At 32.8% G+C, this 12,408-nt stretch carries 13 protein-coding genes; 6 read left to right on the forward strand and 7 right to left on the reverse strand.

The genetic code is table 11. The features are described 5' to 3' along the window. Window positions 1-2 precede the first annotated feature (2 nt). On the forward strand, window positions 3-1,142 hold the full coding sequence (nspC, locus tag NYE52_RS16575; protein ID WP_341194060.1) for a carboxynorspermidine decarboxylase: 1,140 nt from the start codon (window positions 3-5) through the stop codon (window positions 1,140-1,142). 111 nt (window positions 1,143-1,253) lie between these two features. Here nspC and NYE52_RS16580 read toward each other — a convergent pair whose 3' ends face one another. The 4 genes from NYE52_RS16580 to NYE52_RS16595 form a co-directional block, all read right to left on the reverse strand. Further along, window positions 1,254-2,975: an ATP-binding protein gene (locus NYE52_RS16580; RefSeq protein ID WP_341194061.1), complete on the reverse strand. Its 1,722-nt coding sequence runs from the start codon at window positions 2,973-2,975 to the stop codon at window positions 1,254-1,256. Window position 2,976: 1 nt separating this feature from the next. After that, window positions 2,977-3,207 (reverse strand): hypothetical protein, encoded by a 231-nt coding sequence (locus NYE52_RS16585; RefSeq protein WP_341194062.1) that lies wholly within the window; start codon window positions 3,205-3,207, stop codon window positions 2,977-2,979. 247 nt (window positions 3,208-3,454) lie between these two features. Then, entirely contained in the window at window positions 3,455-3,688 is a 234-nt protein-coding gene (tlp, locus tag NYE52_RS16590) for a small acid-soluble spore protein Tlp (RefSeq protein WP_341194063.1), read from the reverse strand. Between the two features lie 84 nt (window positions 3,689-3,772). Beyond that, on the reverse strand, window positions 3,773-4,768 hold the full coding sequence (locus NYE52_RS16595) for a zinc-dependent alcohol dehydrogenase family protein (protein WP_341194064.1): 996 nt from the start codon (window positions 4,766-4,768) through the stop codon (window positions 3,773-3,775). Between the two features lie 189 nt (window positions 4,769-4,957). Between NYE52_RS16595 and NYE52_RS16600 the strand changes: the two genes are divergently transcribed. Both NYE52_RS16600 and NYE52_RS16605 read left to right on the forward strand, forming a co-directional pair. Then, window positions 4,958-5,740 (forward strand): SDR family oxidoreductase, encoded by a 783-nt coding sequence (locus NYE52_RS16600; RefSeq protein WP_341194065.1) that lies wholly within the window; start codon window positions 4,958-4,960, stop codon window positions 5,738-5,740. 683 nt (window positions 5,741-6,423) lie between these two features. Then, the gene (locus tag NYE52_RS16605) at window positions 6,424-7,167 is read left to right on the forward strand and encodes an NADPH-dependent oxidoreductase (RefSeq protein WP_341194066.1); all 744 of its coding nucleotides are present in this window, start codon (window positions 6,424-6,426) and stop codon (window positions 7,165-7,167) included. 60 nt (window positions 7,168-7,227) lie between these two features. Here the strand turns inward: NYE52_RS16605 and NYE52_RS16610 are convergent, their stop codons facing one another. The 3 genes from NYE52_RS16610 to NYE52_RS16620 form a co-directional block, all read right to left on the reverse strand. Beyond that, complete coding sequence (locus tag NYE52_RS16610) at window positions 7,228-8,451, reverse strand: sensor histidine kinase (protein ID WP_341194067.1); 1,224 nt, start codon at window positions 8,449-8,451, stop codon at window positions 7,228-7,230. A 16-nt stretch (window positions 8,452-8,467) separates the two neighbouring features. Then, the gene (locus NYE52_RS16615) at window positions 8,468-9,139 is read right to left on the reverse strand and encodes a response regulator transcription factor (RefSeq protein ID WP_341194068.1); all 672 of its coding nucleotides are present in this window, start codon (window positions 9,137-9,139) and stop codon (window positions 8,468-8,470) included. A 215-nt stretch (window positions 9,140-9,354) separates the two neighbouring features. Beyond that, window positions 9,355-9,723, reverse strand: coding sequence for a hypothetical protein (locus NYE52_RS16620; protein WP_341194069.1), 369 nt, complete (start codon window positions 9,721-9,723; stop codon window positions 9,355-9,357). A 123-nt stretch (window positions 9,724-9,846) separates the two neighbouring features. Here NYE52_RS16620 and gsiB point away from each other — a divergent pair, with 123 nt between their 5' ends. The 3 genes from gsiB to NYE52_RS16635 all read left to right on the forward strand — a co-directional run bounded on the left by gsiB (window position 9,847) and on the right by NYE52_RS16635 (window position 12,017). Next, window positions 9,847-10,221: a glucose starvation-inducible protein GsiB gene (gsiB, locus tag NYE52_RS16625; RefSeq protein WP_341194070.1), complete on the forward strand. Its 375-nt coding sequence runs from the start codon at window positions 9,847-9,849 to the stop codon at window positions 10,219-10,221. 556 nt (window positions 10,222-10,777) lie between these two features. Then, window positions 10,778-11,680, forward strand: coding sequence for an HD-GYP domain-containing protein (locus NYE52_RS16630; protein WP_341194071.1), 903 nt, complete (start codon window positions 10,778-10,780; stop codon window positions 11,678-11,680). A 16-nt stretch (window positions 11,681-11,696) separates the two neighbouring features. Continuing rightward, complete coding sequence (locus NYE52_RS16635; protein WP_341194072.1) at window positions 11,697-12,017, forward strand: 8-amino-7-oxononanoate synthase; 321 nt, start codon at window positions 11,697-11,699, stop codon at window positions 12,015-12,017. The last annotated feature ends 391 nt before the right edge of the window (window positions 12,018-12,408 follow it).

Here is a 12,408-nt window from a genome sequence, read left to right on the forward strand (position 1 = left end):
AAATGAAAAAGATTGACTTTACACAAGCTCCATCACCAAGTTACGTAGTGGACGAGCGTCTTTTAACTAGAAACTTAGAAATTTTACAGTCTGTACAGGAACGTACTGGCGCAAAAATTCTCCTTGCGTTAAAAGGATTCTCCATGCACTCCGTATTTCCTTTAGTAGGTAAATACCTGGCAGGAGTAACATCTAGTTCCCTATTTGAAGCTAGACTTGGATATGAGAAAATGGGCAAAGAAGTACATGCATATGCCCCTGCATATGCCGACAGCGAGTTCGATGAATTACTTCAATATACAGACCATATCGTCTTTAATTCCCACAGCCAGTGGAATCGATTTAAAGATAAAGTCCAAAATGCTGGAAAGAAAATTGATGTTGGTCTTCGAATTAATCCTGAATACTCAGAAATAGAAACACAGCTATACAATCCATGTGCACCTTACTCGAGATTCGGTATCACATTGGATAACTTTGATCCAGAACAATTAGATGGGATTGACGGTCTTCATTTTCATACAATGTGTGAACAAAACTCAGATACTTTAAAACGTACTATTAAAGTAGTAGACGAGAAGTTTGGTGAATATATAAAGAAAATGAAGTGGATCAACTTTGGTGGAGGACATCATATTACACGTCCAGATTATGATATTGAAACGTTAATTGAATCGATATTATTTATAAAAGAAAAATATAATGTAGATGTATATTTAGAACCTGGTGAAGCTATTGCATTGAATACAGGTTACTTAGTATCAACTGTCCTTGATATTGTTCATAATGGAATGGATCTCGCTATTCTTGATACATCTGCAACGTGTCACATGCCAGATGTACTTGAAATGCCTTATCGACCAAATATTATTGATGCAGGAATGCCTGGTGAAAATGAATACACCTATAGACTTGGTGGAATGACTTGCTTAGCAGGGGATGTCATCGGTGATTATTCTTTCAAAGAACCATTAAAGCCTGGCGACAAAATTATTTTCTGTGATATGGCGCATTATACAATGGTTAAAAATCATATGTTTAATGGTGTAAACTTACCTTCTATCGCTTCTTATAATGACGAAGAAGGATTAAAGGTTGTTCGCCAATTCGTCTTTGAAGATTACAGTAATCGATTATCCTAAACGAATAGTTAAAGAGAAAGAGGATGTATAAAGGGAGTAGTTCCCTTATACATCCTCTTTTATATTTTTATATTGTTTTCGCTGTTCAATCCATTGTAAATGGCAAATGTACTATTGAAAACATGGCAATGTAATCGTGACCGTTGTCCCCCAGCCTTCCTTACTTTTCACAGCCATATCTCCGTTATTCTGTTTAAGGAGCTTTAGACATATTGTTAAGCCTATTCCCGTTCCTTTTTCTTTGCTTGTATAATACGGTTCCCCAATTCGAGCAAGTCTTTCTTTGCTTATTCCATCACCATTATCAATTATTCTAATTCTGCACCCTTCTTCTTTTCGATCCAGAATCACTTTTACTTTACCAGTTTGTGGCGAAATAGCCTCCATGCTATTTTTCAAAATATTTAATAGCACTTGTTTAAATTGAGCATTATCAATAAAAGCAATTATTTCTTTAACTGCTCTATTTTCAACCGTAATCTCTTTATTTTGTTCATTAGCCAATGCTTGAAATAACACTTTTATATTATTCAATTCTATAAATACATTTGTTATAGATAGCACATTACCATCATTTTCTTTTGCCTCTGGCTTACTTAGAATAAGTAATTCCTTTAACACTTCATTAATTCGGTCAATTTCGTCAAGTAATATGGTTTCATAACCAGAAGCATCATTTTTTTCTTTAAGAAGCTGGATAAATCCTCTAATTGTTGTAAGTGGATTACGGATTTCATGGGCAACACTAGCAGCCATCTCTCCTACTACTTTTAATTTCTCTGAAGAAATCATCAGTTGTTCATTACGCTTCTGATCGGTTATATCATGACCGAAATAGAGATGGTATTCTTCTCCAGTACTATGTATAAGCTCTTTTTTTCCCCAAATTATAAAATAGGTTTTCCCCCTACTGTCAACAAAGCGATGTGGTTTGTCTGTCTCCATATTGATACATTCTGCAATACAGGAAAAATTTCGACCTAACCAATCATTTTCTTCTAACGATAATAAATGTAAGAAAGAAGGATTCATTTTTACTACCTGTTCCTGCCCATTCTTAACAAGCAAATAATTAGGGTTTATATCCATTATTGCCTCTAATAATTCACTTTGTCGCGATAGCTCCTCATTCATATTTTTCATATTGGTTGATTGCATTTGGAAAAAGCTTAAAAATAAAATAACAGCTGCTATCAAAGAATTAAAGCTTGAAAAAAACAATGGAATAAAAACAAAACCACTAAATATACCATTTATATAAATGATTATAATAGCTATAACAAATTGCAAATTAAATCTCTTAAAAATTGGATTCTTTATTTTAAAAGAGATAACTAATAAAATGAAGGTATTTATACATAAAAGGACAATATTAAATATAAATAAAAAATTCCCTTCTCCATAAATAGGAAATATATATTCAGAAGATAGTAAATTCCCTTCCACAATAACAAAATCCTTAATGCCAAGGCTTGTAAAATTAATAATGTATGTAACTAAGCTATATAAAATTAAAAAGTATAAACACGGTTTATTGAGCAATACTTTGAATTGTTTCAACTCTTTATTTTCATTTACTAAGTAATAAGAAAAATAATACATAACCGGCATGACACAAATGGTTCCAATTCGAAATATTTTAAATAAGAGTTCAATTGTATCTCGACTTAAAAATTCTTCTGCATATAGCACAGCGATATCCATTTGCCAGAAGGATAGCATACATAAGAAAAAAGATAATGCTTTTGTTATCTGTGACTGCGAATAAAAAATAATAGTCACAGAAATAATGAGTGGAACTAATGAAATCATTAGTAATAAAATTGCTTCCACATTATGGTCCTCCTTTTGCTACCATCTTACACCTATTATTTCCTCCGTATCCATATGGCACAGTTTTTGCTATATAATAACACCATTTATAAATTATTCCAAAACTACTAAATACTCCTTCATACACTATTTGTTTCATCGTATAAGTAGTATTTTCTAATTTGCCAAAATCTTTCTTTATATTTTGAAGAATAATATTCATACTCCCCATTCTGTTTCTAACCAATTTCATATTGACTTCTCCTAAATATTATCGTAACTCATATATATATTTTACTATGAAAAACGAATTACATCAGTAAATTAAAATAAAATATCAAAATTGCTACTAAACAAGCAAAAAGGCTGCAAAAAGAATGATTCCAATACACAAGGTAATTATCTAATTCTTTATTATTTAAAAGAATTAGCTTTCATAATTACTTATGAGATTTAGAATCCTTCATGCAGCCTACTACAAAAGATATATACTTTTAAAATTACTGATACCCGTTCTCTCTATCAGATGATTCGTCTTGAATTTCTTCTTCAAATGACTGTATCGCCGCTTCTCTACGTTTATTTTTCTGTTGAATCATTTCCTTTTCATCTGAACTAGCATTCACCATTGTTTCTTCTGCTTTGTCGATATTGTTCATTGTGTTTTGCACCATGTCCTGTAATTTTTCTACATTATCTGAACGATCATCGGGATTAGGTTTTTGAAAGCTCATCTTTCTACCTCCTTAATAATATGTTACGTATGTATTTTGTATGTCTAGCTGATTTTTTATACAAAGGTACTCGTTGAACACATACTACCATTTATTAACAAGAATAACTTTACCTACTGCCTTTCCGGATTCCAAATAATCATGCGCTTTTCCTACTTCTTCAAATGTGAAAGTTTTTTGATCAAGGAGTGGACTTAAACCATTTCCTTCTATTATTCCTGAAATTTTCTCCAGTATTTCTCCATGCTCAAAACGCTTAGCTTCATCAAGTAGCTTAAGAAGCATAAATGTAACATGTAGGGAAAGACCCTTTGAATGTACAGGCGTCAAATCATGAGTAGATCTGGCTGCTATTGATAATACGGTTCCATTTACAGAGGCTGCTTCAAAAGAACGATCAAGATTGCTACCACCGACTGTATCAAAAACAAACGGAAATCCCTTCCCCTCTGTATACTTTTCAACATAATCTTTAACAGATGATTCTCGATAAGGAATGACATGATCAGCCCCTAATTCTCGGACAATTGTTTCTTTTTCAGAGGAGGAAATAGTAGTATAAACCGTTGCTCCTGCCCATTTAGCTAACCGAATAGCAATATGACCAACACCGCCTGCGCCACCATGAATTAAGATATCATCTCCCTTTTTCAAAGCCCCTTTTGTAAATAAAGACTCCCAAGCTGTAATTCCAACTAGTGGAACGGCTGCTGCTTCTTCCATTGAAATATTCAAAGGCTTATGTGCTAAAACCCTTGCATCAACATTCATATATTCTGCTAATGCTCCCTCTAGCCCTTTAAAGCCTCCACCACAACCATATACTTCATCCCCAACTCTAAATGACTTTACCCCCTCTCCCACTTCCTCAATGATACCTGCTACATCCCCATGTAAAACGGCAGGAAAGGATGGAGACACTGCTGGTACAGCACCAGCTCTAACTTTAATATCAATTGGATTAACACTTGTTGCTTTTACCCTAATTCGTACTTGACCTGGCAATAATGCGGCTACTTCTATTTCTTTTAATTTAAATACTGATGACTTCCCAAAAGTATCAATTATCATTGCTTTCATCAAAAATCAACTCCTTAACCTCCATATTACCTAATCTATTTCATTTTTTCGAAAATTTAGCATTACATTCCTCTTTATTCATTTACAGACAGGTAAAACGTTTCTATTTCGCAAAAAAAGGATATTAGTATCTTATCTCTATCATACTAACAATATCGTTATCGATATTTATCAAGGAGGAACGATAAGATGAATAACCTTGAAAATAAAGTTGCACTCATTACTGGAGCCGCTTCTGGTATAGGAAAGGCAGCAGCAATATCACTTGCAAATAAAGGAATGAAAGTTGCATTAGTTGACTTAAATACGGATGATTTAGAAGAAGTGAAAACATCTATTAATAAGAAAGGACAAGAAGCCATATCTTTAGAATCAAATGTCGCAGAACCACCTTCTATTCAACGAGCTATTGATGAAACCATTAAGAAATGGAATAGATTAGATACCGTTTTTATTAATGCTGGAATTAATGGCGCTGTTTCCTCAATTGAAGATCTTACACCATCCGAGTGGGATCAAACAATTGACACAAACCTGAAAAGCACCTTTTTAACGGTTAAATATAGTATTCCTTATTTAAAAATAAATGGTGGCAGTATTATTATTACTAGTAGTATAAATGGCAATCGCATTTTTAAAAACTTTGGTATGTCTGCTTATAGTACCTCGAAAGCTGGTCAAGTTGCATTCGGAAAAATGGCAGCACTAGAATTAGCACAATTTAAGATAAGAGTAAATATGATTTGCCCAGGAGCAATTGATACAAACATTGAAAAAAATACGTTTAAAGACGAGAAACACTTAAAAGAAATTACCATTCCTATCGAATATCCTGAAGGAAATCAACCATTATCCCATAAATCAGGTAGCGCACAGCAAGTTGCGGATTTAGTCTATTTTTTAAGTTCTGATCTATCTAATCATATTACTGGAACAGAAATATATATTGATGGTGCAGAGTCACTATTATAAATAATAAAAGCCTACCTGATTGTTTTTAAAGGGTTTCATTTTCGAGTGCATTCTTATTTTAATAAACTGGTCGATAATACTAATTCCCTCATTTGGGGTTGAGGTGCTCTGGCGCTGATTGGCTGGGAGCTCAGCTTAAGCATCAGAGCTGATGATAGACGGAAAAATTCCGCTTAATTAGTAATTAATAGAAAAAAAGGCTGAAATAGGCGGAGGGATTCCGCCTATTGGTTCGAAATCTTCAAAAATGAATGCTCTTGGTATTTATAAGCGAAAAAAATCCCCTTATTTACTCCAAAACAGGATCATTTCTGTATTTAACCGGAAAAACTCCGCTTCATATTTACTTTCGCGGTTCTTCAGTAAAGGAAGACATCCTATTTAAAAGATTACGATGAACCCATATCACCTATGAGTGAGGTTTTATATTCCTAATTAACACTACGGCGAGTTTTCCGTGTTTATATACCGATAATAATGATGCCAATACAATCGTCATATCAGTGCATATTTAAAATAAACGGAACGGTTTAATTGTTATATGGTTGGTTTTTCAATCGGGAATACATGCATATTTGCAATTCTCATCCTTTTCTTTTCCATATCATTGTGTAGTTCAAAAGAGATTCTGTCATTATCCTATGCTAAAATAAGAAGAAATAACTTAAAAGGAGGATTAATAAATGAATGAAACAATCCAACTATTAAAAAACCATCGTTCTTATCGAACATATCAAGATAAGGAAGTAACTTTAGAAACAATTGAATTAATTATGGAAGCAGCACAAAGTGCCCCTTCTTGGACAAATGGACAACATGTTACAGCTATTCTTATTCGTGATGAAGCTAGAAAGAAAAAGCTAGCAGAATTATGTGGGAATCAAAAACATGTGGAAAACGCACCTGCCTTCCTTGTTTTTTGTGCTGATTTCTATCGAGCTAAATTAGCTAGTGAAATAGAAGGTAAGGAATTTAAAGCAATTGAAGATGTTGATACACTATTAATCGGCGCTACTGATGTTGGGCTTGCCATGCAAAATGCTATCACGGCTGCAGAGTCACTTGATTTAGGAACTGTTCCAATTGGTGGTATTCGCCGCAACGCTTTAGAGGTTATTGAATTTTTAGAACTACCTACATATGTCATTCCTATCGCAGGACTTTGCGTTGGATATCCAGATGGTGACCCAGGTTTAAAACCTAGATTACCTTTACAAAGTGTACTTCAAGAAGAAAAATATAATAAAGACCAACAAGCTATTATTGAAGAATACAACACTACCTATAAAGAATATTTAAAGAACAGAGGAGAATCTCCCCTAGGTTGGACTAATCGAATTGCTAATTTTTATGACAAATCCTATTATCCAAGTAATGCAAAAATGATTAAACAACAAGGCTTCCTCGCAAAGGATATGCAAAAATAAAAACAAAAAACAGCTTGTTTCAAAATCGATTTAGAATAAGCTGTTTTTTCATTTCTTCTATTATTTAGGAAAACTCATTTCGAAAGTCGTCCCTTTTTCTAACGTACTGTCTACCTTTATAGCACCATTATGTTTTTCAACAATCCACTTTGCAATGGAAAGCCCCAAGCCCGTCCCCTCTCGATTCGTTCTTGATTGCTCTACTTGATAAAAACGATTAAAAACTTTTGACATCTCTTCTTTAGGAATACCAATTCCAGTATCCTTTACTTGGATTATCACTGTATTTGCTTTTTCCATAGCAAGCAACTGGATTTCTCCACCTTCCAACGTAAACTTCATACTATTATCAACAAGAATAACAAGCAACTGATGTATTCTCTCTTTATCACCAATAAATGAAATCTTTTTTTTTACAGTAGCATAAATTTTTTTCCCTTGAAAATCAGCAATATCTACATATTGATTAACAACATCGTGGATTACTTCCTCTAATGCAAATTGCGTTTTCGCTATTTCTACTTGGTTTGAATCCGATCGGGCCAATGTGAGTAAATTCGTTACAAGTTTACTCAATCTCCTTGTTTCTTTGGAGATAACAGAAATATCTAATGCTCTTTCCCGAATAGTTGCTTCAGGTTTCTGAAACAGCACATCCGCACGTGACTGGATAACAGCTAGAGGTGTTCTTAGCTCATGAGAAGCATCCGAGACAAATTGTTGTTGAGCCTCCCATGATCGTTGGATGGGGATTAACGCTCTTCCTGCTAAAAAATATCCAGCAACTACAGCAAGTATGCTACCAATGCTTATACCAACAGTCATAATGATTATTAGTTGATCTAACATGCTTTCCTCAGAATCAATATTCCTAACTAATTGAATGGTTTTAGTTTCCCCATTAATGTCCAACTTACTGGAAATCGTTTGAAAACGAAGTCCTTCAGAAGAAGTTTTCTTTTCTAAACTATTAGTAGTATCCGGCTTTAAAAACGTCTCTTCCTTAGTATAATCAATGATAGCATTTTCGGATATTCCTTCAATTTCTCCATTATTCCCCCACTGAATAAGCATTAATTTAGGACCTAATATAGGAATAGGTCCTCGACCGTCTCTTTCTCCCATTCGTTTCAGGTCTTCAATCCCATTAAGAAGAGACATATTTACTTCACGATATGTTTGCTTTTCCGTATATAGATAAATGGTATAACCTAATATAATCATTAGTAGTATAAAGACAATCGAATTTAAAATGGTTAGCTTAATCCTTGTTTTACGAAACATGTGTATACTATACTCCTTAGTAATCCTTTAAAATATAACCAACACCTCGGACAGTTTGAATATCTTTATGATAATCAAATGCTTCTAATTTCTTTCGGATTTGATGGATAAAAACTTCCACAATAGCGATGGTAGTATCCGAATCAAATCCCCATATCCGATCAAAAATTTGTTCCTTCGTTACTATTTTCCCGTTATTTTGAATAAGGTATTCCAATAATTCATATTGTTTAATTGTTAACTTGATAGAAGTACCGTTAACTAACACATCATTTTCTTTCCCTGTAAGAACAATCCCCTTATATTTGATGCCTTCATCCAAGTCTAAGGCACCACTCCTTCTTAATAACGCTTTAATTCGAGCCTGAAGTTCTGGTGTTTGAAATGGCTTAACAAGATAATCATCTCCTCCAAACTCCAACCCTTTTACTCTATCTTCTAGTGAATCCTTGGCTGTTAAAAATAATACTGGTGTTTTAATTTTCTCTTTCCTAATATGTTTTACTATATCAAAACCATTCACATGTGGAAGCATCACATCTAATATAATTAAGTCATAAATATTCTGCTCGGCATAGAACATCCCATCTTCTCCATTATCTGCAATATCAACTGTATATTCTGTTTCCAGGATTGTTTTTAAAGAATCAAGTAACAGTTTATTATCTTCTACGACTAGTAATTTCATTAAATGTTCTCCTTACTCTTTATCTCATTCTTTTTCCTACATTCTTTTCCTCTCTCTATTTTACTAATAACTCCTTAAGTTATCCTTAACATTCCTATATTAATTAAAAACAAAATAGGCAGTTTCCTTCCTAATGAACGAATTCAAATAAGGAAGGAAATAACCACCTACTGTTATTACAAACTCTCTCAGAGGTTCTTTTTTTACGCTTCACCTTAAATAACTTCTGGAAGGGCAAAATAATTTGCTAACTTATCATTCACATGAGTTTGCCAATTATGTAATGGAACTTCCAGATTCTCTAACAATTTATAACCATGAACCCATGCACTCATCTCCGCATTTACACGATAGGACCAATCATTTAACCATTTATCATGATCTAGTTCCCCGTTCACATAATCGATTACATGACCAATTTCATGTGCAAGTGCATAAGTATTTTCTATCGTAAACTGATATGGGACCGTAATATACATTTTTGTATTAAAGCTTATTTTCTTTGTCGAATCATATACAACCTTACAGCCCAACTCTTCTGCAAAATATACTATTTTCATAAATTTTTCTTTTGGAATCATCATACTATATATCCCCTTTACCAATATTTACTATACTAAAAAAAATCTGTTTACGTTTATTCTCTTCAGATTCGGCTATATAACCTATGTAACGTTAATTAAAAATCTTTAATGGGAGTGATAGAAATGGCAGACAACAACAAAATGAGCAGAGAAGAAGCAGGAAGAAAAGGCGGAGAAGCTACTTCTAAAAATCACGACAAGGATTTTTACCAAGAAATTGGACAAAAAGGTGGAGAAGCTACTTCTAATAACCACGATAAGGAATTCTACCAAGAAATCGGTAAAAAGGGTGGAGAAGCTACTTCCGAAAACCATGACAAGGAATTCTACCAAGAAATTGGTAAAAAAGGCGGAGAAACTACCTCCGATAACCACGATAAGGAATTTTACCAAGAAATCGGTAAAAAGGGTGGTCAGGCAACTTCTGATAACCACGACAAGGAATTCTACCAAGAAATTGGTCGAAAAGGCGGAAATTCTCGCAACGATAATGATTAATGGATTCCGACAAATCCATTATCATAATATAGTTTATGTTAAATAACCTGGTAGATATTCCACCAAAAAAGGAACAATTAAAAATATATTAAATGAATATAAAGGGGCTAACCATTGCAAAGATAAACTCTATGTATAGGTTAGCCCCTTTTACATAAGTAATACTTCCTATCATACATTATCAACCGAAGTTATTCAAAGGTTAGAATTATGTTTTTATTTCCAGTTCTTCAACTGTCTTACAGCTTTTTTTTTATCCCTCTCACCAATCTACTTACATTTAAATCTATTAACCCTCCCTTTTGATAAACTTTATCTATATTATAGCTTTTTTAATAAAAGCTATTATTTACAATAATTTTTTGATACAATAATTTTGTTGGCCTATAAACACCTATAAACAAATTTCGAGAATATTCTCCCTTTTTCAAACAAAATATAATATAATCTAATATACCTATTAAAATTACATTATTTATGATTTAAAATAACTATAATTGAAATTTTATAGATTATATCAATCTATTTTATTGTATAAAGAGAGAGGGAATAAATTGTGGGCATCATTAATGCAGGTGAGTTTATAGAAACCGTTTATTTTAAAGGCACCCAAATATCGTTAATGGCTGCTGGTGATGGAACTGAAGTAATCTATCATAAATTACAATCTGGTTCTAGTTGGGCAATGACTCCTGAAGATAATTGGGATGGTTTTGAATACTTTTATATACTCTCTGGTAAATTATCTTATCGAACTGATGAGGACATAGTTGAAATGAAAGCCGGACAAGCTTTTTTCGAGAGTCCAATTCAAAAATACAGTATTTTTACTGCTGAAGAAATCACAGAATTTATTTATATAACAAGTCAACCAGTTTTTCACTACTATAGTCAATGTTCGAAAGATTTAATGGAACTTGCTATTTCTATAGAAGAAAAAGATGGATATACAGTAGATCATTGTGAAAGAATTAAACACTACTCAATGTTAGTTGGAGAAGCATTAGATCTTAATAGAAAACAAATTACAAGATTAAATCTTGCTTCTTTTTTCCATGATGTCGGTAAAGTTCGAGTTCCATTAGAAATTTTGCAAAAACCATCTAAATTAACAGAAGATGAATGGGATATTATGAAAAAGCACACTACTTTTGGTCGTGATTTACTTGAAGAAACAAAAATACCTGTTCTTTGTGAAGTTGGATTAATTGTAGAGCAACACCACGAGAGATATGATGGAAAAGGCTATCCAAAAGGTTTAAAAGAAGATGAAATTTCCATTGAAGCTTCTATTATATCAGTGGTTGATTCCTTCGATGCCATGACAACAGACAGAGTATATAAAAAAGGAAAATCAGCTGAAGAAGCATTCCAAGAAATATTAAACAACCGGGGTACTATGTATCACCCCATAGTGGTCGATACTTTTATAGCACTAAAAGAAAAAATAATTAATTAGAAAAGGGAGAGAGCTTATGAAAAAATTAGTATGGAGTTTATTAGCTGTAGTATTAATTGTGTCATTTCAAGTAAAGCCAGCAGAAGCTGCTTACTTACCTGAATATGACAAATATGTTGAAGTATCTTATGATCAAGCAAGACAAATTGCAGATTTACTTGGTCTTAAAAATGTACCACTAGGTGAACAAACTGCACAAATTTCTTTTGATGTTCAAGAAAAAGTAATTACAAAAATCGAAAAAATTACTGGAAAAGAAATTAATCGTTACTATATTTGGTTAACAGTAAATGGAGAGAAAGTTCTAGGAATTGACCCTCCACTTCCACAAGCTTAATACAAAAAAGCATCGAAAAGATTTTAAAATTTTCGATGCTTTTTCTTTTAACATCACCATTTTTATATAAAATTACCATTCTAATCAGACTTCTATTTCTATGCCAAATTAATAAACAGCTTTATCCATCCAAAAAACGAAATCCACAAAGGAATACTAAGAACTACTCCCCATTTTAATCCATTTAAAAAGTTTGATTGTTCTTCCATCGTTATCCACTCCTCATTAGTAAGTAGATGATCTATACATTTATTATAACAGAAAACGCTTTCATTATTACTAATTTTATTATAAGATATATATTTATATTGGTTAATTTGTATACTCCTATAAATTTATTCCCTATTTTTAGCAACTTTAAACATATGATTCCAATTTTTCACTTTATCAT

The sequence above is a fragment of the Niallia sp. FSL W8-0635 genome, assembly GCF_038007965.1.
Taxonomy (GTDB): domain Bacteria; phylum Bacillota; class Bacilli; order Bacillales; family Cytobacillaceae; genus Niallia.